Here is a 26,384-nt window from a genome sequence, read left to right as displayed (position 1 = left end):
GGGCACCTCTCCTTGTGCGGCCGTTGGTGCGTGGCCGTTTTCGCGGAGAGGGCAGGATTCGAACCTGCGTGGGCTTTTTGGGCCCGACCGTGAGATTGCTCTCTGGTCCCCGATGAGCCGCTCCGGGCACCTCTCCTTGTGCGGCCGTTGGTGCGTGGCCGTTTTCGCGGAGAGGGCAGGATTCGAACCTGCGTGGGCTTTTTGGGCCCGACCGTGAGATCGCTCTCTGGTCCCCGATGAGCCGCTCCGGGCACCTCTCCTTGTGCCGGCTTCCGGTCTCCCGTGCCGTTCACGAGAACAACATTGGCAGGGAGGTCTGACAAAGCGCTGACGTCTCTCTGACTCGGTCGAAGAATTCCCTTCCGGTCTTTTCCCGCGCCTGCCCTCGATGCTCTACTCGGGACGACGGAAAACGCTCCCGAAAGGGGAAAACAATGACCGTGACCGCCATGGAGAACCCCGTTCTCAAGGCGATACGCACCCATACGTCAAGCGAGAACCCCAGTGCGTTCCTGGCCCTCAACAGCGGAAACGACGTCTTCACACTGCCCGGTGCCGACGGCGTCGTCGTGTACCGCCGCACGGGCCGGTTCGCCGTCCAGTTCGGCGGCCCCTTCGCCGCCCCCGACGACTACGACCCCCTCCTTGAGGCCTTCCGCCGGCACGTCCGCGAGGAGGGCCGCACCCTGGTCGGCATCCAGCTCCAGCGCGCCGACGCCGAGCACTACGCCCGCCGCGGCTTCACCGTCAACCAGGTCGGCGCCTCCTGGGCCGTCGGCCTGCGGGACTTCACGCTGCGCGGCACCCGCTTCATGCAACTGCGCAACAAGATCTCCCGGGCCCGCCGCAACGGCCTGGTCGTCCAGGAGGTCTCCGCCGACGACTGGCAGGACGCGATCGCCGCCATCGACCGGGCCTGGCTCGGCTCCAAGGGCGGTGCCCAGCAACTGGAGTTCCTGGTCGGCCAGATCGGCGGACCGGCCCAGGCACACCGCCGGCTGTTCACCGGCACCATCGACGGCAACCCCGTGGCGTACATCTCCTACTCGCCGGTGTACGGCGGCCGGGCCGGCTGGATGCACGATCTGAGCCGGCGCGTCCCGGACGGCTCCCCGGGACTGATGGAGGCCATCAACGCGACCGCCGTCGAGGTGTTCCGGTCGGAGGGCGTCGAGTGGCTGCACTTCGGCTTCACCCCGTTCACCGGGCTCGACGCCGACCACGAGATCGACGGCCACAGCCCGGCGTTCCAGTGGCTGATGCACGCCCTGTGGGCCGAGGGGGCCGCGCTGTACCCGGCGCAGACCCAGCTGTCGTACAAGCAGAAGTGGGCTCCGGACGTGGTCATCCCGGAGTACGTCGCCTTCGACGGCCCGCAGGCCTCTCTGGCGTCCTTCGCCCACGTCTTCCGTGCCTGCAAGGCGTTCTGACGATCCGTCATCCAGCAGGCCTGCAGTGGGGAGCTCCGTCCGACCGTGCCCGCGGCGGGGCGCGGCGTCGCGGGTGACCCTCCCCGCACCGCCCTCACGCACCACCCGTCTTCCGGAACAGGAGAACCAGCGATGAGTGACAACGGACCCGACACCAGCACCGAAGTCCTCCAGCACACCGTGGTCGAGCGGCTGATGGCCGTCATCGGCGCGCCCGACGACGAGGACGTGGCGCGCGACGCGGACGCCGCCGTCCTGGCGCTCGACGAACGGTTGCGCGCCGAGTCCGCCGCCTGACGGCCCCCGCCGATCAGACCGGCATCAGTGGCACATCAGCGCGGGGCAGCACGCTGGACACGTGTTCGTCCGGTGGTCCTTTGGCGGAGTACCGCAGTGTGCTCCGGCGTTCCCGGACCGCCGGGCGGGCACGCCGCGCGTTCCCGACCGCCCGCGGGAGCACGGCCGACTCGCGGCGCCCGCAGGTCCGCGGGGCAGCGGCGCCGCCGCCCGAACCGGGCACTTCTCCCAAGGAGAGCAACGCATGCAGCGTCCGCACACACAAGAAGCCGGGGTAGCCGCCGCCTCCGCGGCCGGCCCGCGCACCGGCGCCTCGGCGACGTTCGCCGAGCTACTCAAACGCGTCAAAGCGGAAGGTCTCCTCGACCTCGACCCGCGCTACTACGTGGGCCGTCTCGCGCTCAACACCACCCTGCTGCTGATCGGATTCGCCGCGTTCTTCGCCCTGGGCGACTCCTGGTGGCAGCTCCTGACGGCCCTGTGGATGGGGCTGTGCGGCGGCCAGTCGGCGTTCATGTGGCACGACGCCGGACACAAGGCCATGTTCCGCAGCAAGAAGGCCGCCTCCGCCGTCGGCTACATCCACGCCAACCTCGTCAACGGGGTCAGCTACGGCTGGTGGGTCAACCACCACAACCGGCACCACAGCAACCCCAACCACCTCGACAAGGACCCGGACATCGGCCGGCGCACCGTCATCTTCGACGTCAAGCAGTACCCCAGCCGGCGGGGCACGCAGAAGTTCGTCGTGCGCCACCAGAGCGTGCTGTTCTTCGTGCTGCTCGTCCTGGAGGGCTTCAAGATGCTCCGGACGGCCGTGGTGTCCATCGCGCAGGGCAAGACCAAGCGGCCCGTGCTGGAGTCGTTCCTGATCGTGCTGCGCGCCGCGGTCTACTGCGCCCTGGTCTTCACGGTGCTCTCGCCGGTCCTCGCCGTCGCGTTCATCCTCGTGCAGCACGCCGCCCTGGGCGTCTACTTCGGCATGATCTTCGCCCCGAACCACAAGGGCATGGACGTCCGCGACGGCGAGGAGGAGACCCTGGACTGGCTGGAGCGCCAGGTCCTCACCTCCCGCAACATCCGCCCGAACCCGGTGGTCGACTTCCTCTACGGCGGCCTCAACTACCAGGTCGAGCACCATCTGTTCCCGGCCATGCCGCAGAAGCACCTGGCGCGCGCCCGGGAACTGACCCGCGCCTACTGCGCCGAGCGCGGGGTGCCGTACCACGAGGTCGGCTTCTGGGCGTCCTACCGGGAGGTCGCCTCCTTCCTGCACGAGGTCAGTGAGCCGGTGCGGGCCGGGACCGTGGAGGAGGAGATCAGGCGCCGGGCGACCCAGGCGGCCTGACCGGCCCGCGCCCTCGGTCACCGCCGGTCCGGGCCCCCCCCACGCTCCGGTCCCGCACCGCCCCCGCACCCCCACTTGTCCACAGCCCCGGCCCCCGGGCCGCACGCCCGGGCCCGCCGTCGGCCCGGGCGGTTCCCTCACCGGAGTCCCTGAGAACCAGGAGTCCAAGGAGAGCCTCCCCATGTCCCAGACCACCACGGTGGCGGGCGGTGTCACCGCTCCCGCCGCGATCGGGGTCCGCCTGGACCGCATGCCGATCACCCCGATGCACCGAAGACTCACCATGGTCATCGGCATCGGTCTGCTCTTCGACACGTTCGAGAACAACCTCTCGGGCACCATCGCCAAAGTGCTCCAGAGCGACTTCGCCTTCGGGGCGACCGAGCTCAAACTCGTCCTGGCCTCGGTGTTCATCGGCCAGTTCATCGGCTCGCTGGTGCTCGGCCGGATCGCCGACCGGTTCGGCCGGCGCCGGGCCTTCCTGATCAACCTCGCCATCTACTCGGGCTTCTCCCTGCTGGGCGCCTTCTCGCCGAACGCCGCCTGGCTGATCGTCACCCGCTTCATGGCCGGCATCGGCATCGGTGCCGAACAGGTGCTGTCCGACTGCTATCTGGCCGACGTGCTGCCCGCCAAGCGGCGCGGCCGGTACATCGCCTCGGCCTACACCGTCGCTTTCTGCGGGGTGCCCGCCGTCGGCTTCGCCGCGCTGTGGCTGGTGCCCCTGTCCCCACTGGGCATCGCCGGCTGGCGCTGGCTGTTCGTGATCGGGGCGCTGGGCTCCGCCGTGGTGTGGGTGCTGCGCCGCCGGCTGATCGAGTCGCCGAGGTGGCTGGCCGCCCAGGGCCGCACGGAGGAGGCCGAGCTGCTGGTGGCCGAGATGGAGAAGCAGGCCCACCCGGACCGTCCCGCGACGGTGCGCCCGGTGGCCGTGGACACCGCCGGACCGGTGGAACCGGCCGCGGTGCGCCACCGTGTGCGCGACGTGTTCGGCCGCGGCATGCGGCGCCGCACGGTGGTGCTGTGGATCTTCTGCGTGCTGTCCGTGGTCGGCTACTACGGTTTCGGCACGCTGGCGCCCCAGATCGTGGCGGCCAAGGGCTACGGCCTCGTCGCGGGCATCGGCTTCACCGCGCTGTCCTTCCTGGGCTACCCGGTCGGTTCCGCGCTGGCCCTGCCGATCGTCGACCGGTTCGAGCGCCGGACGCTGGTCGCCGCCTCCGCGGCGGCGATGATGGTCGCCGGCCTCGGTTTCGCCTACGCCGGATCCCCCGCGCTCATCGTGGCGTTCGGCTTCGTCTACACCCTGTGCAGCAACGTCTTCTCCAGCGTCTCGCACGTCTATCTCTCCGAGCAGTATCCGACCGCGATCCGCGCCACCGCGTCCGGCGCCGCCTACTCGCTGTCCAAACTCAGCGCTGCCGCACTGCCGTTCGTCCTGCTGCCGGTCCTGGACGCGCACGGCCCCGGTGCCCTGTTCGGGGTCATCGCCGCGGCGATGGCGGCCCTGGCGGCGACCGTCCTGCTGCTGGGCGAGCGCACCACCGGGGCCCCGGTCGACGGCGTCCCCGGCCACCCGACCACCCCCGTGACGAAGAGGAGCTGACGATGGCCTACGTCATCGCCCTGCCCTGTGTCGACGTCAAGGACCGCTCCTGCGTCGACGAATGCCCCGTGGACTGCATCTACGAGGGCCGCCGGGCCCTGTACATCCACCCCGACGAATGCGTCGACTGCGGCGCCTGCGAACCCGTCTGCCCCGTCGAGGCGATCTGCTTCGAGGACGACGTGCCCGCCGAGTGGGGCGACCACACCGCCTCCAACGCCGACTTCTTCGCCGCCTTGGGCTCGCCCGGCGGCGCCGCCGCACTCGGCGCCCTCGGCCACGACTCCCCGCTGGTGCGGGCCCTGCCCGAGGCGGTGACCCGGGCATGAGCGGACTCCTCGCCGGCAAGCGGATCCTGGTGACCGGGGTCGTCACGGACGCGTCCATCGCCTTCCACACGGCCCGCATCGCCCAGGAGGAGGGTGCCGAGGTCATCCTCACCGGCTTCGGGCGCCTCTCCCTGATCGAGCGCGTCGCCGGACGGCTGCCGAAGCCGGCCCCGGTGCTCGAACTCGACGTCACCGACCAGCGGCAACTGGACGGCCTCGGCGACCGGATCCGCGAGCACACCGACACCCTGGACGGACTGGTGCACTCCATCGCCTACGGGCCGCGGGGCGCCTTCTCCTTCCTGGACGGCGACTGGAACGACGTGTCGACCGCCGTGCACGTGTCGGCGTACTCCCTGAAGTCGCTGACCACGGCCTGCCTGCCGCTGATGGAGCGGCGCGGTGGCTCGGTGGTCGGGCTGACCTTCGACGCCGCGGTCGCCTGGCCGCGCTACGACTGGATGGGCGTCGCGAAGGCCGCCCTGGAGTCGACCAGCCGCTACCTCGCCCGGGACCTGGGCGGCCGCGGCGTCCGCTGCAACCTCGTCGCGGCGGGACCGCTGCGCTCCATGGCGGCCAAGTCCATCCCCGGGTTCGCCGACCTCGCCGGGGTCTGGGAGCACCGGGCCCCGGCGGGCTGGGACCCCACCGACCCGGACCCGGCGGCCCGCGGGGTCGTCGCCCTGCTCTCGGACTTCTTCCCGCGCACCACGGGGGAGATCGTGCACGTCGACGGAGGGGTGCACATGATGGGCGTCTGAGCCCCGGGACGGGCGCGGCGAAAGGGGGCGGGAGCGGGTCACGGACCCGGCTCCCGCCCCTTCCGCGGTGGCGCCCCCGGCGCCTACGCGGTGTCCCCGCCCGGCAGGATCCGGCGGAAGCCGGTGTACGGGACGAGGGCCTCGGGCAGTACCACCGAGCCGTCCTCCCGCACGCCCTGCTCCAGCAGCGCGGCGACCGTGCGGCCGATCGGCAGCGCCGAGCCGTTCAGCGTGACCGCCGGAGTCCTGCTCCCGTCGGGCCGCTTGACGCGGATGTCCGCGCGACGCGCCTGGAAGGTGCCGCAGTCGGAGACCGACGAGATCTCCCGGTAGGAGCCGCTGCCCGGCAGCCACACCTCGACGTCGTAGGTCATCCGGGCGGAGAACCCGAGGTCGCCGGCCGGCAGCAGCACCACGCGGTGCGCCAGTTCCAGGCGCTTCAGGCACTCCTCCGCGTGACTCACCATGAGTTCGAGCTGCTTCGGGGCGTCCTCGGGGGCGCAGACGCGCACCAGCTCCACCTTCTCGAACTGGTGCAGCCGCAGGATGCCGCGGGTGTCCCGGCCGTACGCCCCGGCCTCCGCACGGAAGCACGGCGTGCAGGCGGTGAAGGCCAGCGGCAGCGAGCGGGAGTCCAGGAGCCGGCCGGCCACCAGGTTGGTCAGCGGGACCTCTGCGGTGGGGATCAGGAACAGTTCCCGCCCACCGACCTGGGTGCGGAACAGGTCGTCCTCGAACTTGGGCAGCTGCCCGGTCCCGGTCATGGTGTCGCGGTCGACCAGGAACGGCACCGACTGCTCGGTGTAGCCGTGCTCGCGGGTGTGCAGGTCGAGGAGGAAGTCGCGCAGGGCCCGCTCCAGTCGTGCTCCGGCCCCGCGGACGACGGCGAAGCGGGCACCGGACAGCCGGGCCGCGGCCGGGCCGTCGAGGATGCCGAGGGACTCCCCGATGTCGGCGTGGTGGCGGGCGCCGTCCGCCGGACGCGGAGCGGGACCGCCCCGGCGTATCTCCACGGCCTCCTTCTCCGAGTCGCCGTCCGGGACCGCGTCCAGGGGGATGTTGGGGACGGAGAGCACCAGCTCGGTCAGGTGTGCCGCGGCCGTGCGGGCGGCGGCCTCGGCCCGCTGCACCTCGGCCCGCAGCGCCCGGGCGGACGCCTTCTCCTCCTCGGTCGGTGGGCCGGAGCGGCGGGCCCTGGACGTGCGGTTCAGCTCGGTGCGCAGCCGGGTCACCTCCGCCTGCGCGCCGTTGCGCTCGCGCAGGGCGTCGGCCAGCGCGGCCGGGTCGAGGTCGTGGCGGCGGCGGGCCAGCCGCCGTACGGCCTGCGGCCCGTCCTTCAGCAGTTCTTGGGGATCGTGCACGGTGGACTCCTGACGTGGGGCGGGATGGGGTGGCCCGCGGGCGGGCGGGGTGGCGCCGTGCGGCCGGGTGCCGCACGGGAACAGCCGCCCGGCGGAGGTGCTCCGCGGGCGGCTGCCGGTGCGTGGCCGCGCCGTTCAGGCCGGGGCGATGGCCAGTGCCGTGTTCTGGCCGCCGAAGCCCAGGGAGTTGCTCAGGGCGAGATCGATGGGCATGTAGGTGGCGGCCTGCGCGAGTTTGATGTCGATCCTGGAGTCGGGCATGACGAGGTTGGCGGTGGGGGGCACGAGTTCGTGCTCGACGCTCAGCACGGTGAAGGCGGCCTCGACCGCCCCGGCCGCGCCGAGCAGGTGTCCGGTGACTCCCTTCGTGGATGTGACCAGCGGGTCCCCGCGCAGCGTCCGGCCGATCATGCGGGCTTCCGCCAGGTCGTTCAGCGGTGTCGACGTGCCGTGGGCGTTGACGTGCTGGACGTCGTCCGGGTCCGCGCCCGCGTCGGCCAGCGCGGCTCGGACGGCGGCCTCGATGCCCGCGCCGTCGGGGTGCGGCGACGTCATGTGGTGGGCGTCGGCGGTGGCGCCGTAGCCGATGATCCGGCCGTGCACATGGGCGCCGCGGGCGCGGGCGTCCGCCACCCGTTCCATGACGAGGATGCCGGCGCCCTCCCCGGCGACGAAGCCGTCCCGGTCGGCGTCGAACGGCCGGGACGCGGAGGCCGGGTCGTCGTGCCGTCTCGACAGCGCCCCCATCTGGGCGAAGCCGGCCATGACCAGTGGGGTGACCATGGCCTCGCTGCCGCCCGCGAGGACGATGTCGCAACGGCCGAGGGCGAGCAGGTCCCGGGCCGTGCCGATGGCGGTCGCGCCCGAGGCGCAGGCGGTGGCCACCACCAGGTTGGGCCCGGTCGCCCCGAACTCGATGGCCGTCTGCCCGGCCAGCATGTTCGGCAGCTGCATGGGCAGCAGCAGCGGCGAGACCCGGTCGGCGCCCTGCTCGCGCAGCACGTGGTGCTGTTCCTCGACGGTTCCCGGGCCGCCGTCTGCGCAGCCCAGCACCACACCCACCCGCGCCCCGTCCCAGCTCTGCGGATCCAGGCCCGCGTCGGCCACCGCCTCGTGCGCGGCGACCAGCGCGAACTGGACGAACCGGTCCAGGCGGTGGGCCCGCCGTGCGCTCAGCAGGAGCTCGGGGTCGAAGTCGGGCACCCGGCAGGAGATACGTACGGGGTTATCCGTCAGCAGCGGATCGAGGGCGGCGGCCGGCCTGCCGTCGCAGACCGCCGCCCAGCTCGGCCCGACCCCGATACCACCCGGGGTGACCAGGCCGAGCCCGGTGACGGCGATGTCCATGCCGGCCATCAGACCTTCGCACTCCGCTCCTCCATCAGCCGGACCATGTCGGCCACGGTCTCCGCCTCGAGCAGGTCGTCGTCGCTGACGTCCAGGCCCAGCTCGGACTTCAGCAGCAGCGACAGCTCCACCACGGCCAGCGAGTCCAGCTCGATGTCCTCGCGGGTGGCCTCCGGGGTGATGGCCTCGGGAGACACCTTGAGCTTGTTGGACAGGATTTCCTTGAGCTGCTCCAGCATGTCGGTTCCTTTCGACAGTTCTCTCGAAGGCGCAAGCGCCCGTTCTCCGCTGTGTCGGACAGCGCTTGTGGGAGGGGCCGGCCCGGGCCCCCGTGTGTGACGGAACGTCAGATGGTCTGCACCTCGGGCCAGACCAGCGTGGTCGCGCCCCATGACAGCCCGCCGCCGAACGCGGTCAGCAGCAGCCGGTGCCCGGCGGTGAGCCGTCCGTCCGCCGCGCTCTCGGCCAGCAGCAGCGGCAGGGAGGCGGCGCCGGTGTTGCCGACCTGCGCGATGTTGCTCAGCCGCCGTTCGCCGGGGATGCCGAGCCGCTCCGAGACCGCATCCAGGATGCGGGCGTTGGCCTGGTGCGCGGCGAACCGGTCGACGTCGCACGGCTGCCAGCCGGCCCGCTCGGCCGCCTCGGTGGAGGTGGCGGTCATCCGCTCCACCGCGTGTCGGTAGGTGTCGCGGCCCACCATCTGGAAGAAGCGGTCCTCCGGAGCGGGCTCCCGGCCAGACGACCGCTGCCGCGACCCTCCGGCCGGCACCTCGATCAGATGGCTCAGCCCGCCGTCGCTGCCCAGCACGAGCGGGCCGACCGCGCCCGGCTCCTCGGGGGAGCCGGCCCGCAGCAGCACCGCGCCCGCGCCGTCCGCGAAGATCACCGCCGTGGTGCGGTCCTCGGGGTTGATGATCGTCGTGAACGCGTCCGCGGCGATCAGCAGCACCCGGTCCGTCACTCCGGCGGCGATCAGGCCCGCCGAGCTGGCCAGGCCGTACAGGAAGCCGGAGCAGACGGCGGCCACGTCGAAGGCGGGCACCTCGCCGAGTCCGAGCCGCGCCGCGACCTGCGGCGCGGTGGCCGGGCACGGCTGGTCCGGGGTGGTGGTGGCCAGCACCACCGCGCCCGCCCGTTCGTCTCCCGCCGACTTCAAGGCCCGCAGGCCCGCCTCGACCGCCAGGTCGCTGGTCGCCGTGCCCGGGGCGACCACACGGCGCCGGGCGATCCCGGTGCGCGAGCGGATCCAGTCGTCCGAGGTGTCCAGCCGCCGGGCCAGGTCCTCGTTGGTGACCACGTCGGGCGGGACGTACGACCCGATCCCGCAGACCACGGCGGCCCGTCCGGTGCTCACGCGCCCGGTCCCGGACTGCTGAGGACCTCCAGGGGCAGACCCATGTAGGCCATCCGAGCCTCGGCCATCTCGTCGGTCCACCGCTCGGCCATGTCGTAGCGCTGCTCGGGAGTGGTGTCGAGCATCCGCACGCCGGGCCAGATCTCGTAGTCGCCGATCCGGTCGGCGTGCCGGAGCATGCCCTCCTGGAACAGCTCCTCGCGGTGGATCACGAACTCCCGGTCGGGGATCTCGTCCCACAGCCGCACGCCGGCCCGCAGGATCTCCAGCAGGCGCGGACGGTACTCGGGGTGCGCGGCCACGTGGTCGCGCAGGATGGTGCTGGCCACCGTCAGATGGCGGATCTCGTCGATCGCGGTGCCGCGGGAGATCTCGCCGGTGGCCGGGGACAGGGGAGTCCACTTGCGTTCGCTCAGCTCGGCGGCCGGCGCCAGCACGCCCTCGATGACGATGGCGAACACGGCGACACCGCCGGGGAAGTCGGCCTGGTCCCGGACGATGTCGAGGGTGAAGTCGACCACCGGGTCCAGCACCCGGGCGCGGTAGTCCCGGGCCATCTCGTCGATGCTCTTCAGGAGCGTGTCGGCCGGGATGCCGAGCTCCACCAGGTGGTTGCGGAACACCCGGGCGTGCCGTGCCTCGTCGAGCAGCTGGGTGGCGTAGAACTCCATTTCGGGGATGCCGGGAGCGATCGACACGTAGTGGCCGAGCAGCCGGGTGGCCAGCTCCTCGGACAGCCCACGCAGACCGAACTCCAGCACCAGAGCCTCGCGCAGCGGGCCCGGCTCCTTCAGGAAGTCCGGGACGATCGCGTCGTCGTGGTGGCCGGTCACGCCGCGGTCGCGCAGCGTGCCCTGGGCCACCGAGGTGATCCAGTAGGCGAGGTCGCACTCCTCGGGGCCGAGGGTGAGTTCCTTCGCCCCGTCCAGCAGACCGGGCGCCTTGTCCCAGTCCGCCTCGGGGGCCACGAATACCTTGGACTGCGTCATGACGCGGCGGCCTCCTTCACCGGATGCAGGGTGCCGGCGTGCAGGTGGCCGGCGTAGCTCAGCAGGGGGAGCCCTTCGTCCGCCCTGGCGCGCACGACATGGCCGAGCAGCAGCTCGCTGTCGCCCGCGGCGTGGGCGGAGTGGAAGCGGCAGGTGTAGTGGGCGAGCGCGCCCGCGATGAGCGGGGCCTGCGCGTACGGGTCCGCCGTCCAGGGCAGGCCCGCGAACTGGGCGCTGCCGTCGGGGCGCCCGCTGTCGGCGAACCGGCGGGCCACCTCCGCCTGGTCACCCCCCAGCACGTTGATCGCGAACCGGCCCTCGGCGGCGGCCCGCCGCGCGAAGGACGACCCGGCCCGCAGCACGACGCCGACGAGGAGCGGCTCGCGCGAGACCAGGGTGACGGTGCTCGCGGTGGTGCCGTGCATCCGGCTCTCCGGCCCGGTGGTCAGCACCGACACGGGGGACGCCAGGTGGTAGAGCGCCCGGCGCCGTTCGGCCGGGTCCTGGCGGACGGGCCGGCGTGTGCGCGGGCCGGTCGCGGTCGCGGTGCTCATCGCAGCGCCTCCGCCTGCCGGACCGCGGACTCTCCGGCCGCGGCGGCCTGAGCGGGGGCCTCCTGCGCCGCGGCGGCGTCCGCCCGCGGCGCAGGCACCGGCTTGCGGACCGGGACGTGCCCGACCGGCACCGGGTCCGTCACATGCCCGACCGGCTTGGGGTGCGGCAGGCCCAGGTCGTCCAGGAGCCTCAGGTAGCCGGGCTGGCGGACCGGCTCGAAGGGCAGCGCGAAGGACTTCATGAAGTTGCCGAACAGCCCGCGGTCGCCGAAGAGGTGGAAGGGCAGCACCAGCAGCGCCCACTCCGGCTTCACCAGCCAGCACCACAGCGCGGCCACGGCGGCCTGGGTGATGAGGCTGTGCATCACGTTGTACAGGACGTAGTACGCCTTGTGGATCGGCCGGCCGCCACTGCGCCGGAACGCGATCGCGCCCGGTATGTAGCCGATCAGGTCGATGTAGAGGAAGAGGGCGATGGCCGGCAGCCAGCGGATCTCGCCGAAGTGGGCGATCATCAGGCCGGTGGTGACGGCGAAGCCCACCAGGTACTCGGCGCGGTGCAGCGAGTACGTGCGCGGTGTCTCGAACGGGTTTGCCTGGTCCATGGTCAGCAGCTCCCTGATGCGCTAGGCGCCGAGCGCGGCGGACGGGGTGAGTTCGATGCCGCCGCCGATGCGCACGGCGGGGAAGAGACCGGTCAGCGCCCAGGCCACGGTCTCCTTGATGACCCGCTCGGCGATCGGGTCGAGGATGCCCTCCAGACTCGGGATGCCGAAGTCGAAGTCGGCGTCGAAGCGGACCGCGACGTCGTCGCCGTCCTGAGTCACCGACCAGGTCCCCGAGAAGGAGTCGAAGTCCCCGTCGGACTGCTCGAAGCGGATCTCGCCCTGCTCCGGCAGCACGGTGTCGTCCTCGGTCCAGCGCAGCAGGCCGCTGCGGAAGTGCAGCTCCCAGCTGGAGGAGGCGGCGGGGTCGGGGTAGGCGGCGTGCACCGTGGTCGCGTTGACATGGGGCGCCAGGTCCGGGTACCGCTCCCAGCGCCGTACGGCGTGCAGGACCGACTCGGCCTGCTCCCCGGGTATCAGGGCATCGAGTTCGACGTGCCTCACGATCAGTTACCGCCTTCCGGCATCTTGGCCGCGCCCCGTACGAGGTCGCGGGTGGCCAGGTCGAAGGAGTTGAGGAGGAAGTCCACGTCGGTGTCGCCGAGCACGGCGGGCGGGGTGAACCGCACCACCGAGCTGCCGTTCATCGAATGGTTGGCGACCACGCCGTGGTTGAACAGTTCGATCAGCAGCTCGCCGGCCAGCCCGGCCTCGACGAGCTCGACGCCGATCAGCAGGCCCCGGCCGCGCACGTCCACCACGAGGTCGGGGATGTTGCGGCGCGCGATCTCGGTGATCGCCGGCAGCAGCCGGGCGCCGAGGTCCAGCGCCCTGGTGACCAGGCGCTCCTCCTTCACGGCCCGGATGGCGCCCTGGACCGCGGCCATCAGCACCGGCTGGCCGGAGAACGTGGCGGTGTGGACGTAGGGGTCCTTGTCGAAGGGACGGAAGGCCTTGCGGGTGGCGACGGCCGCCGAGACCGGCATCACCCCGCCGCCGAGCGCCTTGCCGGCGAGCAGGACGTCCGGGAGGACGCCTTCGATGTCGGCGCCCCACCACTCGCCGAGCCGGCCGAAGCCGGACTGCACCTCGTCGAGGATCAGGAAGCCGTCGTACTCACGCACCAGCGCCTCGACGCGCTTGAGGTAGCCCTTCGGCGGGATGATCACGCCGCCCTCGCCCTGGACCGGTTCGAGGATGACGCACACCTCGCCCGGGTGGGCGGCGAGTTCGGCCTCCAGGGCGTCGGCGTCACCGAAGGGCAGGTGCAGGAAGTCGGGCACCAGCGGGCGAAACGGCCGCTGGTAGACCTCCTTGGCGGTGGCCGACAGCGCACCGAGGGTCTTGCCGTGGTAGCCGCCGCGCATGGAGACCGTGCGCTTGAAGCCGCCCGCGCGGGCCAGCTTCAGGCCGGTCTCCACCGCCTCGGCCCCCGACAGCGCGAAGTGCACCCTGTCCAGGCCGGGCGGCAGCACCGAGACCAGTGCCTCGGCCGCGCGGGCCACGGTGGGCTCCAGCAGGATGCGGGTCGCGGTGGGGTGCGTGCGCAGCTGGCGCTCCACCTCCTCCATCACGATCGGGTGGCGGGCGCCCATGAGGAATACGCCGTAGCCACCGGCGTTGAGGAAGCGCTCACCGTCGCTGGTGGTGAGCCAGGCGCCCTCGGACGCCACCTCCATGTGGCTGCCGAACAGCTCGGCCAGCGTGGCCCGGCCCTTGCTCAGATGCGCGCGGTACAGGCCGAGGACCTCTGCCTCGGCGTCGGCGGACGAAGCCGCCGGGGATTCCTGTATGACGGTCACGTGTGGCTCACTCCAAGGGATCGTGGGGTCGTGCGGACAGGCCCTAGGCGAGGACCAGCTCGCCGCCGTCGAACCAGCGCAGCAGCGGCTCGGCGGCGGCGGCGCGCGACGGCGGGTGGAAGGCGAGGGCCCGCAGCGCCGCCGCGGCCTGTGCCGGACCGGAGCCGCTGATGAAGTCCATGCCGCCCAGCAGCTCCAGGGCGCGGGAGGCGATGTCGGGCAGGGCGTTCTGCACGGCGTACCGGGCCACCAGTACGCGGGCCACCGACTCCTCGTCACCGGGCTCCGGGCCTGTCGCCCGCGCGACGTTCTCCAGCAGCGCGACCGCCGCCTCCATGTCCACGGCGAGGGAGGCCCGCTCGGCCGCACTGCCGCGCTCGCGCTCCAGCACCTGCTCCACCAGCGCCAGCGCACCGCCCGCGTACCCGGCGGAGATCAGCAGCTCGAACCAGACGAACCCGGCCGACTGGAGGTCGTCGAGGCGGTGCGGGTCGTCGGCGCCGGCCCGCACGACCATGCCGGCGGGCACGAACACGTCCTCCAGTCGCACCTCTTCGCTCTCCGCGCCCGCCAGCAGGTCGTTACCCCAGTACGGGTGCACGGTCAGGCCGGACGCGTCGGCCGGCACCAGGGCGAGCGCCAGCTCCGGCTCGCCGTCGTCGCCGTGGATGGCGACGCTCGCCGTGAGCAGGCTCATCGAACGGGACAGGCTGCACGGCTTCTTGGCGCCGGTGAGCAGGAATCCGTCGCGCACCGGGCGGGCGGTCACGGCCGGCTTGAGGATGTTCTGCGCCGTCCGGCCCTCGGCCCAGCCGGACGCCATCACCTGCTGGTCGGGCACGATCCGGCGCAGCAGGGCCGTCTGCTCGTCGGTCAGCCGGCCCTCCTTCACGGCCAGCGAGTACAGCATGGCGATGGTGAAGTGGTGCATCGAAACGGCCGCCACCAGCGACGGGGACACGGCGCCCAGGGCCAGCTGGACCCGCAGCGCGTCCAGGGCGTCGGCGCCGTGGCCCCCGTACTCCTCGGGGATCAGCAGACCGACCCCGCCGTGGATGCGGAACAGGTCGATCACGGGGCTGCCCGGCCGTTCTCGGTCGGTGTACGGGATCTGGTCCAGCTCCTTGAGCAGACCGGGGTGGAAGCGCTCGCAGACGGAGCGGGCGAGGTCGAGGGAACGCAACGGAAGCCTCCAGCGGTAACGGCGGGGTTCAGGGGTGGATGGCGGTCAGGCGCCGAACACCGCGTCGTACGGGCTGACGCCGCGGGCGATGCTGACGCCCTGCACGTGGGAGGTCTTGAGCATCGGGTAGTTGGCCTCGCCGAAGGCGCCGCCGGTGCGGCCGGTGCCGCCGTGGCTGGGCAGGTAGGGCAGGAAGCCGATGTGGGAGTCGTTGACCTTCAGCAGGCCGCCGTTGACGACCCGCCGCACGAAGGTCTCGATGACGTGGTCGGAACGCGACCACAGGGAGTTGCGCAGTCCGTAGTCGTTGCTGTTGACGAAGCGCAGGAACGCCTCCAGGAGGGTGTCGTCGTCCTCCCGCTCGGGGACCACGATCGGCACCAGCGGGAAGAACGTCTCCTCGCGCACCACGTCGTAGGTGCGCGCCCGGTCCAGGCCGTCCACGCGCACCACCGTCGGCTGGAGGAAGACCCCCGTCTCCGAGGGCGTGCCGTCCACTTCGGTGCGGTGGCCGCCGGTGACCAGCTCGGCGCCGTTGTCCAGCGCCTGCCGCAGCAGCCGGAAGAACCGCTCGCTGCGCCGCACCGGCGACAGCAGCACGTCCTCCTCCTCGGGCAGGCCCGGCCGGATGCCCTTGACCTGCTCCTTGACCTCGGCGATCAGGCTGTCCGCGACGTCCGGGTGCACCAGCACGTAGTTGGGCACCATGCAGATCTGGCCGGAGCCGTAGAAGGCCTCGGTGATGGCCTCGGCCGCCCACTTGACGTCGGCGTCCTTCCACACGACGATGCCGTCGTTGCCCGCCAGTTCGAGGATCGGCTTCTTGCCGTGCGCCACGCACTGCTGCTCGAAGCGCAGGCCCTCCTGGCTGCCGCCGATGTAGAAGATGTCGTCGATCAGCGGGTCCGCGATCCAGCGGTCCATGGTCTGCTTGGGGTTGCTGCACACCGCGTTGAGCACCCCGGCCGGCGCGTCCATCTCCTCCAGCAGCGGCGCCACCACGTCCCGCAGGAGCCACATGGTGCTCAGCGCGATGCTGCGCGGTGCCCGCACCACCACCGCGTTGCCGGCCATCAGCGCCAGCACGCACAGGGCGGCGCTCGGCAGGGGCGCGTTCTGCGGCGGGTTGAAGGCCACCACACCGTCGGGCTGGCGGTGCAGCACCAGCGTGCGGCCGGCGTACTCCTTCTCCACCCGCATCTGCTTGGTGTACCAGCGCAGGGAGCCCGGGGAGTAGATCTGAAGCAGGCAGCTCAGCTCCCAGCGGGCCAGCTTGACCGGGTGGGATTCGGCGACCAGCATGCGCAGGAACTCGTCCTGGTGCTTGATGAGTTCCTCGCGGAACCGGGTGCCCAGGCGCATCCGCCGCTCCAGCGGCACGGCCGCCCAGTCGGATGCGGCGGCGGCCGCGGCCTGCGTGGCCAGGTCGATGGACGCGTCGTCCGCGACCGCGCAGCGCCCGACGACGTACGGGTGCCTGGCCGCCTCCGACTCCGGGTCCTGCTCCAGGGCGCGCTTCAGGCTCACGCTGGTGAACACGTCTTCCAGCAGGGACCGGCCGCTGACGGTGTACACCCACCCGTCACCCGCGACGTCCTTGCCCGCGATGTATAGGTCGTAGCTCTTGATATCGGAAGGTGCCTCGGCACTCTCCTCCTGCGCGGCTTCGCGAAGCATCTTCAGCCTTTCACCTGTGGCGAGCGGATTTTTCGAAGCAGTGCGAGCGTGGCAGTGGAATCTGACCCGGCGCTGACAGGGAGCTGATTCAGCCAAGCCGGCCCGGCCGTCCGTCAGTGGGGCGTCAGCCTGCGTTGCTTGCATGACTGCATGCCACCCGTCGACAGCACCGTTCAGCGCCTGCGTGATCTGCCGCGCGCCGAACTCGCCGAAGAAATCGAGTCGATCGTCCTGAAGAAATTCAAGGCGGTTCTCCTCATGGACGAATCCGAGGATCTCCCGCTCGACATCAGCTATTTCGATCTCGGACTCACCTCACTGCGGCTGACCGAGATACGGCAGAGCCTGGAGCGGCTCCTTGATCTCTCCATCAATGTCAGCGTGCTCTTCAACGAGCCGACGGTCGCCCATCTGGTGGACCACTTGACCCAGGCCGTCCAGGACAGTTTTTCTCAGGAAAGCTAAGGAGCCCCTCCATGCCGCGTGCGGAATCCCAGCAGCCGCCCGAGCCGGTCGCGATCGTCGGAATCGGTCTGCGATTCCCCGGCGGCAGCACCTCGCCCGACGAGTTCGACGCCTTCCTGCGGGAGGGGCGCAGCGGGATCGGCCCGATCCCGCAGGACCGGTGGGACGTGGCCGCGTTCACCCCCGAGACCCCCGAGGACAAGGGGAAGATCCACACCACCGCGGGGGGCTTCCTCGACCGCGTGGACCTCTTCGACGCCGCCTTCTTCAACATCTCCCCGAAGGAGGCCCGGTACATGGACCCCCAGCAGCGCCTGCTGCTGGAGACCGCCTGGCAGGCCCTGGAGCACGCCAACATCGACCCGGCCCCGCTGCGCCGCGGCAACGGCGGTGTCTACGTCGGCGCCAGCTCCATCGACTACGCGCTGGAGCTGGAGTCCCTGCCGTACGAGGAGATGGACGGCCACCTGGCCTCCGGCATCACGATGTTCCCGCTGTCCGGCCGGCTGTCGTACTTCCTGGGGTGGCGCGGACCCAGCATGAGCGTCGACACCGCCTGCTCGTCCTCCCTGGTCGCACTGCACCTGGCGGTGCAGGCCCTGCGCTCCGGCGAGACCGACATCGCGCTGTGCGGCGGCGTCAACGCCCTGCACCACCCGCGCATCCCGGTGATGTTCTCCAACGCGCAGATGCTCGCCCCGGACGGGCAGTGCAAGACCTTCGACGAGTCGGCCGACGGCTACGCGCGCGCCGAGGGCTGCGGCGTCCTGGTCCTCAAGCTGCTCTCCGACGCCGAGCGTGACGGCGACCGGGTGCTCGCCCTGGTGCGCGGCACCGCCGTCGGCCAGGACGGCGACAGCGCCGGACTGACCGTGCCCAACGGCCCCGCGCAGGAGAAGGTGATCCGCGCCGCGCTGGCCACCGCCCGCCTCACCCCCGAGGACATCCAGTACGTGGAGGCGCACGGCACCGGCACCCCGCTCGGCGACCCGATCGAGTTCGGCGCCATCGGGGACGTGTTCGCCGAGTCGCACACCGCCGACAACCCCGTGCTCACCGCGTCGGTGAAGACCAACCTGGGCCACATGGAGCCGGCCTCCGGCATCGTCGGCGTCATCAAGACGGTGCTGCAGCTGCGCTCCGGCACCATCTACCCGCACCTGAACCTCACCACCCCGTCCGGGCGCATCCCCTGGGACCTCTACCCGCTGCGCGTGCCGACCGCCTGCGAGCCGTGGCGGGCCGAGGTGCGCCGCGCGGTCGTGAACAGCTTCGGCTTCGCCGGCACCATCGGCGCGGTGGTCCTGGAGCAGGCACCGGAGGCGAGCCCCGCGCCGCAGCCCTCCGGCACGCCCGCCGCCCCGCTGTTCACCCTCTCCGCCAAGAGTTCCGCCGCCCTGCGCGAGCAGGCCGCGAACCACCGGCGGCTGCTCGACGAGCGGCCCGACCTCCCTCTCGACGCCCTCTGCCACACCGCCAACGTCGCCCGCACCCACCACCCCTACCGCGTCGCCGCCCCGGTCGCCGACCGCGCCGCCCTGGCCCGGCTCCTGGACCAGGCGGCCGGCCAGGACCACGAGGGCCCCAGCGGCATCCGCAAGACGGCCTTCATGTTCACCGGCCAGGGCTCCCAGTACGCCGGCATGGGCGCCGCCCTCTACGAGGCCCTCCCGGAGTTCCGCTCCCACGTCGACGCGTGCGACCGGCTGTTCGCGGAGCACCTGGACCGCTCCGTGCGCGACCTGCTGCTCGGCACCGCAGAAGACCCCGAGGCGATCGACCGCACCGAGTACACCCAGCCCGCCCTGTTCACCCTCGAATACGCCCTCGCCCGGCAGTGGATGGCCTGGGGCGTGCGCCCCAACGTGCTCGTCGGGCACAGCATCGGCGAGGTCGTCGCCGCCGCGGTCGCCGGCCTGTTCGGCCTCCCCGACGCCGTGCGGCTGGTCGCCGCGCGGGCCCGGCTGATGCAGGCGGTGCGCGCCGAGGGCGGCATGGCCGCGGTCGCCGCCCCCGCCGAGGACGTCGAGCCGCTCCTGGAGAGCCGCCCCGACCTCGCCCTGGCCGCGGTCAACGCCCCCGACCAGTGCGTCGTCTCCGGCGCCCTCCCCGCCCTGGACGAGGTCTGCGGCATCCTCAAGGAGCGCGGCGTGCGCGTCGACCGGCTCGCGGTCTCGCACGCCTTCCACTCCCCGCAGATGGCCGAGGTCTACGACGACTTCCGCGCCGCACTCGACGGCATCGAGTTCCACGAACCGGCCATCAGCCTGATCTCCAACGTGACCGGACGGCTCGCCCGGTTCCGCGACATCGCCACCCCCGACTACTGGGTGCGGCACATCGGCGAACCCGTGCGCTTCCTGGACGGCATCCGCGCGGTGGCCCGGCGCGGCCGGCACGCCATGATCGAGATCGGCCCGCAGGCCGCGCTGACCGCGCTCGCCCGGCGCGGCGTCGCCGCCGAGGACCACCTGTGGCTGGCCAGCCTGCGCCGCCGGGACCGGACGGCCACCACCACCCTGACCGCACTCGCCGAGTACTACGCCGCCGGACTCACCGTCTCCTGGCCCGGCTACCACGCCGGGCACACCGTGCCGGCCAAGGCGGACCTGCCCACCTACGCCTTCCAGCGCAAGCGCTACTGGCTGCCGGCCGCCGGACCCCGCCGCGCCGCCGCGGGCGGCACCGCCCGCCACCCGCTGCTCGGCACCGAGGAGCGCTTCGCCTCGGGGGTACGGGAGTTCACCGCGGAGTTCACCGCCGAGGACCTCGGCCCGCTCGCCGACCTCGCCGACGGCGGACGCACCACCCTGCCCGCCGGCGCCTACGTCGACCTGCTGTTCGCGGTCCAGGACGCGGTCCGGGGCCACACCCGGTCCGCCGTGCGCGACCTCCGGCTGCTCGCGCCGCTCGACGTTCCCGCCGAGACCAGGACCACCCTGACCACCCGCTGGCGGCCGCTGCCGGGCGGGGGCGCCGAGGTGGCGGTGTTCACGGTCGTCGGCGGGGAGGAGGACGTGCACGCCACGGCGGTCATCGCCGCCGAGCCCGAACCGGTGGTCCCCGTCTCCGAACTGGCCGAACTGGACGCGGGCCTCGCCCCCGCCGGAACGCAGATCGACGACGAGGACATCTACACCGACCTCGCCTCCGTCGGCCGCCCGCACGGCCCCCGGATGCGGCTGCTGCTGCGCGCCGCCCGGCACGCCGACGGCCTCGTCGTCGGGGAGCTGACCGGCCGGAACGCCTCCGCGGTCGAACACGTGCCGGCGGAGCTCGTGGAGGCCGCCGTCCAGGCGTGCGTCGTCCTCGACCCCGAGGGCCCGGTGTTCGTGCCCCACGCCGTCGCCTCGGTCCGCCACTTCCGCAAGCCCCGCGGCGAGGAGCTGCGCGTCCTCGCCCGGGTGCACGGCGACCAGGACCGCCGCACCGCCGACGTGCTGCTCCTGGAGAACGGCGAGCCGGTCGCCGAACTGCTCGGCGTCCGGCTGGCCCGCCCCGAGGGCAGCACCGGCCGCCGCCGGTTCCTGCACCGCCCCGAGTGGGTCCGCCGCGCCCTGCCCGCACCGCGGACCACCGCCCCCGCCCGACACGTCGTCCTGCTCGATCCGTCGCCCGCCCGCGCCGCCGACCTCGCCGGACGGCCCGGCCTGAAGGTCACCCGGGGCGCCGACCTCACCGAACTCAAGGCGGCCCTGGAGGACCCCACCGTCACCGACGTCTGCCGCGTCTGGCGGCAGCTCCCGCAGGCCATGTCCGCCGACCGGCTGCGCGCCGAGTGCGAGGAGAACTACCGCGAGCTGCTCGCCCTGATCTCCGCGCTGGACGCCACGGGCACCCCCCGGCCGCCCCGCCTGTGGCTGGTGACCGAGGGAGCCCAGTGGCTGCCCGGCGACCCGGCCGGCGACGGCGGACACCTGGCCGCCGCCACGCTCTGGGGCTTCGGCCGGGTGCTGCTCACCGAGTACCCCCAGTACCGGGCCACCCTGGTCGACGTCGCCCCCGGCAGCGGCCTGAGCCCGCTGCTGGAGGAGTGGCACGCCGAACCGCCCGGCGAGTACCAGGTCGCCCACCGTCCGGGCCGCCGCTACGTCCGCCGGCTCCTCTCCGGCGACGCGCCGCTCGCCTGGTCCGGCGGCTTCGAACTGCGCGCCCCCGACTCGGGCGACCTGTCCGACCTCGCGCTGGTCGCCGCCACGGACGTGCCCCCGGGGGCCGACGAGGTCCAGATCCGCGTCCGGTCGGTCGGCCTGACCGCCGACGACGCCCGCACCGCCCTGGACACGGGCCGCGCGGAGCGCGAGGAACTGCTCGGCGCGGAGGAGGAGCCCCCGCCGCTGCTCGGCACCGCGGCCACCGGCACGGTCCTGGCCGCGGCCGAGGGCACCGGGTTCGCGCCGGGCGACGACGTCCTCGTACGCCACGACGGCACGTTCCGCTCCACACTCACCGTCCCCGCGGCGGCCGTGGTGCACGCCCGGCCCGCCGAAGAGGACGACGGCGCCCGGCACTTCCGCCTCGACGAGACCGGCGAGGCGCTGCGGACGGCCCTGTCGGACCCCTCGGGACAGTCCTGGGTGACCCTCCCGGACGCCTCCGAGGCGGAGTCCGCCGCCCCCGCCGAGGAGGTCCCGGCCGCCCTGCGCCCGGACCGCACCTACCTCGTCACCGGCGGTCTGGGCGGCCTCGGGCTGGTCACCGCCCGGAAGCTGATCACCCTCGGCGCCCGCCACCTGACGCTGGTCAGCCGCAGCGGACGGCCCACCGAGGAGGCCGTCCCCGTCCTCGCCGACCTTGCCGAGGACGCCGAACTCGACCTGGTCCGGGCGGACATCGGCCGCGCCGAGGACGTGCGGCAGCTGGTACGGCACCTCGCGGCCGGCCCGCACCCGGTGGGCGGGATCGTGCACGCCGCGGGCGCCTACGACAAGAAGCTCATCGCCGAGCTGACCTGGGAGGCCATCGACGCCCAGCTGGAGGCCAAGGCGTACGGCGGCTGGCTGTTGCACGAGGCCGCCCAGTCCTCCTTCCCGGAGCTGGACTTCTTCGTCACCTACTCCTCGATCGCCTCGGTCCTCGGCGGCGCCACTCAGGGCCACTACGCCGCGGCCAGCGCCGCCCTCGACGCCCTCGCCGAGTGGCGCGGCCGGCGGGGCGTGCCCGGCCTGTCGGTGAACTGGGGCGCCTGGGCACGGGTCGGCATGTCGGCCCGCCTGGAGGAGCACCTCAGCCAGGAGATCGAGCGCAGCGGCGTGCGCTTCTTCTCCCCGACCCGCGCCCTGGACACCCTGGCCAGGCTCTGGGGGCGCCCCCGCACCCAGCGGGTGGTCGGCGAGTTCGACTGGGACCGCTACGTCGCGGGCAGCGTCACCGGCGACCTGTTCTACGACCGCCTCGCCCGCAACGCCTCCGACGACGACTCAGGCCTCGACCTCACCGCGCTCGCCGCCCTCCCACCGGCCGAGCGGACCGCCGCCGTGACCGGGGTCGTCCGCGAGAAGGTCGCCGCCGTCCTGCACCTGGAGGAGGGCGACGAACTGAACCCGAACACCGAGTTCGTCTCCCTGGGCCTGGACTCGCTGATGGCCCAGCAGGTCAAGGCCGCCCTGGAGCAGGCGTTCCGGCTGCCCCTGTCGGCCTCGCTCACCCACGACCACCCGACCGTGCGGCAGCTGGCCCAGTTCCTCTGCGGGCAGCTCGAGCCGGCTCCGGCCGCCTGACACGCCCAAGGACGGATCATGACTGACACACCCAGCGGCATACCGAGCGAGCGCTGGACGCTCACCCACTCCTCACGGGCCCACGCCGGCAGCCGGCCGGACCACCCGGCCATCATCTGCGAGGGCCGCGTCACCACCTACGGCAAGCTGCACCGCGACAGCAGCCGTGCCGCGCACGCCCTGCGCGCCGGTGGCGCGCGGCGCGGCGACCGGGTCGCCTACCTGGGCCGCGAGTCGGAGAACTACTACGTGGTCATGCTCGCCTGCGCCAAGGCGGGCACGGTCCTGGTGCCGGTCAACTGGCGGCTCACCCCGACCGAGGTGGACCACATCCTGCGCGACTCCGGCGCCACCCTGATCTTCGTCGACGACGAGTTCTGGGACACCGTCGCCGCGGTGCGCAACCAACTGCCCGGTCTGCGGCGGGTGATCCGCGTCGACGGCACGGACGCCGACGGCGAACCGGCCCGCGGCGCGGGCCTGCCCGCCTGGGCCGCCGACCAGCCCGACTCCGAGCCGGTGCCGGGCACCGGCCCCGACGACGCCGTGGTGCAGATCTACACCAGCGGCACCACCGGACTGCCCAAGGGCGCCGTCCTCGCCCACCGCAGCTTCTTCACCCTGCCGCACGCGATGCGCGAGCACGGCGTCTCCTGGATCGACTGGCTGCCCGACGACGTCAGCCTCATCTCGCTGCCGGGTTTCGGCGTCGCGGGCATCGGCTGGTTCCTGCACACCTTCAACGCCGGCGGCACCAGCGTGATCATGCCGCAGTTCGACCCGCAGGAAGCGGTCCGGCTGATCCGCACCCACAAGGTCACCACCACCTTCGCGGCCCCCGCCATGCTCCAGATGATGGCCGCCGAACGCGGCGCGGGACCGGAGGCGTTCACCTCCCTGCGCAAGATCGCCTACGGCGCGGCGCCCATGTCCGAGACCCTGCTCAAGCAGTGCCTGGAGACCTACGGCTGCGAGTTCGCGCAGATCTACGCCAGTACCGAGACCGGCAGTGTGGCGGTGTGCCTGCCGCCCGAGGCGCACCACCCGGGCAGCCCGGTGCTGGATTCGGTCGGCAGGCCGTGCCCAGGCAACGAGGTCAAGGTGATCGGCCCCGACGGCGACCCCCTCCCGCCCGGGGAGATCGGCCAGATCTGCGTGCGCGCGCCGTCCCGGATGCTCGGCTACTGGAACCTGCCCGAGGCCACCGCGCGCACCCTGGTGGGGGAGTGGCTGCACATGGGGGACGCCGGCTACCTCGACGAGGACGGCTACCTCCACCTGTGCGACCGCATCAACGACACGATCATCGTCGCCGGGCAGAACATCTACCCGGCCGAGGTCGAGAAGGCGCTCGTCGCCCACCCGGCCGTGGCCGACGCCGCCGTCGTCGGCCTGCCCGACGAGCACTGGGGCGAGAGCGTGCACGCGGTGGTCGTCCTGCGCCCCGGCGCCGAGGCGCACCCGCGCGAACTGCTGCTCTCCCTGCGCGGCCGGCTCGCCGACTACAAGATCCCCAGCGCCTACCACTTCACCGATTCCCTGCCCCGCAACCCCTCCGGCAAGATCCTCCGCCGCGCGGTGCGGGAGCGGCTGACGGTACCGGCCCGGGACCCGCTGGCCGGCACGGTCGTATGACTACGCGTCAGCAACCACGGACAGAAAGGTCGTCGCCCATGAACGGGCCCCTGCACGTCGGCGTACTGCTGCCCACCCGGGAACAGGCCATCAACGGCACCTACGCGGCGGCCCCGCTGCTGGGCTTCGCCCGGCAGGCCGAGGCCCTGGGATTCGACTCCCTCTGGGCGGGCGACTCGCTCACCGCCCGCCCCCGCCTGGACCCGCTCGTCGTCCTGGCCGCCGCTGCCGCCGCCACCGAGCGGATCACCGTCGGCACCGCCGCCCTGACCCCGGCCCTGCGCCACCCGTTGATCGGCGCCAACATGGTCGCGAGCCTCAGCCACGTCGCCGCGGGCCGGCTGGTCCTCGGGCTCGGCTCCGGCTTTCCCATGCCCGAGACGGAGGCGGAGTTCGCCTCGGTCGGCGCCGGCTTCCACGGCCGCGTCGGACGCCTCGACGAGATCACCGCCCTGTGGCGCACGGCCTGGCGCGCCGGACAGGAGGGCGAACCGGCCGACTTCCAGGGTAAATACTGGCAGGCCGACAACCTCGACCGGCTGCCCTCCCCGGCCACCGCCGGCGGCCCGCCGCTGTGGCTGGCGGGCAGCGACACCCCCAAGGTGCTCGCCCGCGCCGCCACCCGCTACGACGGCTGGCTGCCGTTCCTGCCCGACTCGGACGCCTACGGCCGGGCCCGCCGCCGGATCGCCGAGCTCGCCGAGGAGGCGGGCCGCCCCGCCGGCGCCGTCACCCCCGCCCTCTACGCGACGATCACGGTGAACCGGGACGAGCGGGCGGCCGAGGCGGAACTGGAGCACTACATCAGCCACTACTACGGCCGTTCCCTCGACCAGATGCGCACCATCCAGGCCTACGCCTGGGGCAGCGCCGAGAAGTGCGCCGAATGGCTCGGCGACTACGTCCGGGCCGGCGCCCGCCACCTGGTCCTGAGGATCGGATCGCTCGACCCGGAACCGCAGTTGAAGGAGATCGCCGAGGTGCTGCTGCCCGCGGTACGCGCCCTCGGCCCGTCCACCACCGTGGGGAGTACACAGTCGTGACCAGTACCACCAGCGCAACGGACACCGGCGCCACCGTCACCGCCGGCAGCCAGATGTCCCGTGCGGGCCAGTGGTTCCACCCGGTGGAGCCCTCGCCCGACGCCTCGATCCGGTTGTTTCTGCTCCCGCACGCGGGCAGCGGCGCCATCATCTACCGGGACTGGGAGAGCCTGCTGCCGCCCGACATCGCCGCGCAGGCGGTGACCCTGCCGGGCCGTCACAACCGCCGGGAGGAGCCGACGTACGAGGAGTTCTGGCCGCTGCTCGAAGCCCTGCACGAGGCCGTGCTCGACGACCTGGACGACCGGCCGTTCGCGTTCTTCGGGCACTGCCTCGGCGCCCAGCTCGCGTTCCGGCTGGCCATCCGCATGGAGGAGGAGGGCGGCCCGGCGCCCGTCATGGTCGGCATGTCCGGCTGGTCGCCCGTGGGCTTCTTCCAGCCCACCGAGGAGCAGAGCCGGATGCCCGAGTCCGAGCTCGTCGAGTGGATCAAGAAGCTGGGCTCCTTCCCGGCCGAGATCTACGACAACCCCGAGATGCTCGCCCTCGTGGTCCCCGCGCTCCGCGCCGACCTCAGGGTCGCCGCCCAGTACGTCGACGACGGCGCCGGGGTCGCCTGCCCGCTCGCCTCCTACGGCGGGCGCTCCGACCCCCTGCAGGAGGCGCCGGACGCCATGACCCACTGGACCGGACGCACCCCCACCTACCTCGGCCACAACGAGTACTCCGGCGGCCACTTCTACATCGACACGCACGCCCAGGCCGTCACCGCCCACTTCGCGCACCGCCTGCAGCGGATCGCCGCCCACCCCGCGCGCTAGCGCCGCGGCAGGCGTCGTTCGCCTCCTCGCGACGCCCCTTCTCGGCGGACGTCGCCC

Annotated in this window: 22 protein-coding genes and 2 pseudogenes; 11 read left to right on the top strand and 13 right to left on the bottom strand. The window is 72.7% G+C overall.

Translation table 11 applies throughout. The features are described 5' to 3' along the window. Positions 1–43: 43 nt before the first annotated feature. A pseudogene (locus ACFYQQ_RS03965) lies at positions 44–136 on the bottom strand. Positions 137–167: 31 nt separating this feature from the next. Beyond that, positions 168–260: pseudogene (locus ACFYQQ_RS03960) on the bottom strand. A gap of 174 nt (positions 261–434) precedes the next feature. Here ACFYQQ_RS03960 and ACFYQQ_RS03955 point away from each other — a divergent pair. The 6 genes from ACFYQQ_RS03955 (at position 435) to fabI (ending at position 5,771) form a co-directional block, all read left to right on the top strand. Next, positions 435–1,430, top strand: a complete 996-nt coding sequence (locus tag ACFYQQ_RS03955; protein ID WP_356242037.1) for a DUF2156 domain-containing protein — start codon at positions 435–437, stop codon at positions 1,428–1,430. Between the two features lie 132 nt (positions 1,431–1,562). Then, positions 1,563–1,727, top strand: a complete 165-nt coding sequence (locus ACFYQQ_RS03950; protein WP_167537461.1) for a hypothetical protein — start codon at positions 1,563–1,565, stop codon at positions 1,725–1,727. A 244-nt stretch (positions 1,728–1,971) separates the two neighbouring features. Beyond that, positions 1,972–3,075 carry an acyl-CoA desaturase gene (locus ACFYQQ_RS03945; RefSeq protein ID WP_355782826.1) on the top strand — a complete coding sequence of 368 codons (1,104 nt, stop codon included), beginning with the start codon at positions 1,972–1,974 and terminating at the stop codon, positions 3,073–3,075. A gap of 181 nt (positions 3,076–3,256) precedes the next feature. Next, positions 3,257–4,681, top strand: coding sequence for an MFS transporter (locus ACFYQQ_RS03940; RefSeq protein WP_355782823.1), 1,425 nt, complete (start codon positions 3,257–3,259; stop codon positions 4,679–4,681). Between the two features lie 2 nt (positions 4,682–4,683). Continuing rightward, positions 4,684–5,010 (top strand): ferredoxin, encoded by a 327-nt coding sequence (gene fdxA, locus ACFYQQ_RS03935; protein ID WP_355782820.1) that lies wholly within the window; start codon positions 4,684–4,686, stop codon positions 5,008–5,010. Then, the gene (fabI, locus tag ACFYQQ_RS03930) at positions 5,007–5,771 is read left to right on the top strand and encodes an enoyl-ACP reductase FabI (RefSeq protein ID WP_355782817.1); all 765 of its coding nucleotides are present in this window, start codon (positions 5,007–5,009) and stop codon (positions 5,769–5,771) included. Before fdxA ends, fabI begins: the two co-directional genes overlap by 4 nt. Positions 5,772–5,854: 83 nt before the next feature. Here fabI and serS read toward each other — a convergent pair whose 3' ends face one another. The 11 genes from serS to ACFYQQ_RS03875 form a co-directional block, all read right to left on the bottom strand. Next, the gene (serS, locus tag ACFYQQ_RS03925) at positions 5,855–7,132 is read right to left on the bottom strand and encodes a serine--tRNA ligase (RefSeq protein WP_388903261.1); all 1,278 of its coding nucleotides are present in this window, start codon (positions 7,130–7,132) and stop codon (positions 5,855–5,857) included. A gap of 135 nt (positions 7,133–7,267) precedes the next feature. Then, positions 7,268–8,488: a beta-ketoacyl-[acyl-carrier-protein] synthase family protein gene (locus ACFYQQ_RS03920; RefSeq protein ID WP_355780713.1), complete on the bottom strand. Its 1,221-nt coding sequence runs from the start codon at positions 8,486–8,488 to the stop codon at positions 7,268–7,270. Further along, positions 8,488–8,718, bottom strand: a complete 231-nt coding sequence (locus ACFYQQ_RS03915) for an acyl carrier protein (protein ID WP_018888444.1) — start codon at positions 8,716–8,718, stop codon at positions 8,488–8,490. Before ACFYQQ_RS03915 ends, ACFYQQ_RS03920 begins: the two co-directional genes overlap by 1 nt. 107 nt (positions 8,719–8,825) lie before the next feature. Next, positions 8,826–9,833, bottom strand: coding sequence for a beta-ketoacyl-ACP synthase III (locus ACFYQQ_RS03910; protein WP_355780710.1), 1,008 nt, complete (start codon positions 9,831–9,833; stop codon positions 8,826–8,828). Then, a complete protein-coding gene (locus ACFYQQ_RS03905) occupies positions 9,830–10,822 on the bottom strand; it encodes a VlmB-like protein (protein ID WP_030895211.1) in 993 nt (330 codons plus the stop codon). The genes ACFYQQ_RS03910 and ACFYQQ_RS03905 overlap by 4 nt, the downstream gene beginning before the upstream one ends. After that, complete coding sequence (locus tag ACFYQQ_RS03900; RefSeq protein ID WP_355780707.1) at positions 10,819–11,376, bottom strand: flavin reductase family protein; 558 nt, start codon at positions 11,374–11,376, stop codon at positions 10,819–10,821. Before ACFYQQ_RS03900 ends, ACFYQQ_RS03905 begins: the two co-directional genes overlap by 4 nt. Next, positions 11,373–11,981 carry a hypothetical protein gene (locus ACFYQQ_RS03895; protein WP_355780705.1) on the bottom strand — a complete coding sequence of 203 codons (609 nt, stop codon included), beginning with the start codon at positions 11,979–11,981 and terminating at the stop codon, positions 11,373–11,375. The genes ACFYQQ_RS03900 and ACFYQQ_RS03895 overlap by 4 nt, the downstream gene beginning before the upstream one ends. Positions 11,982–12,002: 21 nt before the next feature. After that, positions 12,003–12,485, bottom strand: a complete 483-nt coding sequence (locus tag ACFYQQ_RS03890; protein ID WP_355780702.1) for an SRPBCC family protein — start codon at positions 12,483–12,485, stop codon at positions 12,003–12,005. 2 nt (positions 12,486–12,487) lie between these two features. Then, on the bottom strand, positions 12,488–13,783 hold the full coding sequence (locus ACFYQQ_RS03885) for an aspartate aminotransferase family protein (protein ID WP_355780699.1): 1,296 nt from the start codon (positions 13,781–13,783) through the stop codon (positions 12,488–12,490). Positions 13,784–13,826: 43 nt separating this feature from the next. Beyond that, a complete protein-coding gene (locus tag ACFYQQ_RS03880; RefSeq protein ID WP_355780696.1) occupies positions 13,827–14,966 on the bottom strand; it encodes an acyl-CoA dehydrogenase family protein in 1,140 nt (379 codons plus the stop codon). 45 nt (positions 14,967–15,011) lie between these two features. Continuing rightward, positions 15,012–16,643: an aldehyde dehydrogenase family protein gene (locus ACFYQQ_RS03875; protein WP_355780693.1), complete on the bottom strand. Its 1,632-nt coding sequence runs from the start codon at positions 16,641–16,643 to the stop codon at positions 15,012–15,014. A gap of 150 nt (positions 16,644–16,793) precedes the next feature. On the opposite strand from ACFYQQ_RS03875, the gene ACFYQQ_RS03870 reads away from it, so the two are divergent. Genes ACFYQQ_RS03870 through ACFYQQ_RS03850 form a run of 5 tightly spaced genes read left to right on the top strand, consistent with a single transcriptional unit; the run spans position 16,794 to position 26,327 of the window. Next, positions 16,794–17,108, top strand: a complete 315-nt coding sequence (locus tag ACFYQQ_RS03870; protein WP_355780690.1) for an acyl carrier protein — start codon at positions 16,794–16,796, stop codon at positions 17,106–17,108. An 11-nt stretch (positions 17,109–17,119) separates the two neighbouring features. Continuing rightward, positions 17,120–22,828, top strand: a complete 5,709-nt coding sequence (locus ACFYQQ_RS03865; protein ID WP_388903251.1) for an SDR family NAD(P)-dependent oxidoreductase — start codon at positions 17,120–17,122, stop codon at positions 22,826–22,828. An 18-nt stretch (positions 22,829–22,846) separates the two neighbouring features. After that, complete coding sequence (locus ACFYQQ_RS03860) at positions 22,847–24,463, top strand: fatty acid--CoA ligase (protein ID WP_355784227.1); 1,617 nt, start codon at positions 22,847–22,849, stop codon at positions 24,461–24,463. 38 nt (positions 24,464–24,501) lie between these two features. Next, entirely contained in the window at positions 24,502–25,506 is a 1,005-nt protein-coding gene (locus ACFYQQ_RS03855) for an LLM class flavin-dependent oxidoreductase (RefSeq protein WP_355784225.1), read from the top strand. Between the two features lie 53 nt (positions 25,507–25,559). After that, positions 25,560–26,327 (top strand): thioesterase domain-containing protein, encoded by a 768-nt coding sequence (locus tag ACFYQQ_RS03850; protein ID WP_355784236.1) that lies wholly within the window; start codon positions 25,560–25,562, stop codon positions 26,325–26,327. The last annotated feature ends 57 nt before the right edge of the window (positions 26,328–26,384 follow it).

The organism is Streptomyces sp. NPDC005496 (assembly GCF_042872045.1).
GTDB lineage: Bacteria > Actinomycetota > Actinomycetes > Streptomycetales > Streptomycetaceae > Streptomyces.
Note: the sequence above shows the minus strand (reverse complement) of the source record. Positions and strands in the feature narration are given on the sequence as shown.

What these genes read in the sequence shown, in the direction of transcription:
- ACFYQQ_RS03940 (WP_355782823.1), top strand. Translation starts at nt 3,257, where the DNA reads ATGTCCCAGACCACCACGGTGGCGGGCGGTGTCACCGCTCCCGCCGCG.
- fdxA (WP_355782820.1), top strand. Translation starts at nt 4,684, where the DNA reads ATGGCCTACGTCATCGCCCTGCCCTGTGTCGACGTCAAGGACCGCTCC.
- ACFYQQ_RS03855 (WP_355784225.1), top strand. Translation starts at nt 24,502, where the DNA reads ATGAACGGGCCCCTGCACGTCGGCGTACTGCTGCCCACCCGGGAACAG.
- ACFYQQ_RS03955 (WP_356242037.1), top strand. Translation starts at nt 435, where the DNA reads ATGACCGTGACCGCCATGGAGAACCCCGTTCTCAAGGCGATACGCACC.
- ACFYQQ_RS03875 (WP_355780693.1), bottom strand. Translation starts at nt 16,643, where the DNA reads ATGCTTCGCGAAGCCGCGCAGGAGGAGAGTGCCGAGGCACCTTCCGAT.
- ACFYQQ_RS03950 (WP_167537461.1), top strand. Translation starts at nt 1,563, where the DNA reads ATGAGTGACAACGGACCCGACACCAGCACCGAAGTCCTCCAGCACACC.
- ACFYQQ_RS03945 (WP_355782826.1), top strand. Translation starts at nt 1,972, where the DNA reads ATGCAGCGTCCGCACACACAAGAAGCCGGGGTAGCCGCCGCCTCCGCG.
- ACFYQQ_RS03870 (WP_355780690.1), top strand. Translation starts at nt 16,794, where the DNA reads ATGCCACCCGTCGACAGCACCGTTCAGCGCCTGCGTGATCTGCCGCGC.
- fabI (WP_355782817.1), top strand. Translation starts at nt 5,007, where the DNA reads ATGAGCGGACTCCTCGCCGGCAAGCGGATCCTGGTGACCGGGGTCGTC.
- ACFYQQ_RS03905 (WP_030895211.1), bottom strand. Translation starts at nt 10,822, where the DNA reads ATGACGCAGTCCAAGGTATTCGTGGCCCCCGAGGCGGACTGGGACAAG.
- ACFYQQ_RS03850 (WP_355784236.1), top strand. Translation starts at nt 25,560, where the DNA reads ATGTCCCGTGCGGGCCAGTGGTTCCACCCGGTGGAGCCCTCGCCCGAC.
- ACFYQQ_RS03860 (WP_355784227.1), top strand. Translation starts at nt 22,847, where the DNA reads ATGACTGACACACCCAGCGGCATACCGAGCGAGCGCTGGACGCTCACC.
- ACFYQQ_RS03865 (WP_388903251.1), top strand. Translation starts at nt 17,120, where the DNA reads ATGCCGCGTGCGGAATCCCAGCAGCCGCCCGAGCCGGTCGCGATCGTC.
- ACFYQQ_RS03900 (WP_355780707.1), bottom strand. Translation starts at nt 11,376, where the DNA reads ATGAGCACCGCGACCGCGACCGGCCCGCGCACACGCCGGCCCGTCCGC.
- ACFYQQ_RS03915 (WP_018888444.1), bottom strand. Translation starts at nt 8,718, where the DNA reads ATGCTGGAGCAGCTCAAGGAAATCCTGTCCAACAAGCTCAAGGTGTCT.
- ACFYQQ_RS03920 (WP_355780713.1), bottom strand. Translation starts at nt 8,488, where the DNA reads ATGGCCGGCATGGACATCGCCGTCACCGGGCTCGGCCTGGTCACCCCG.
- ACFYQQ_RS03895 (WP_355780705.1), bottom strand. Translation starts at nt 11,981, where the DNA reads ATGGACCAGGCAAACCCGTTCGAGACACCGCGCACGTACTCGCTGCAC.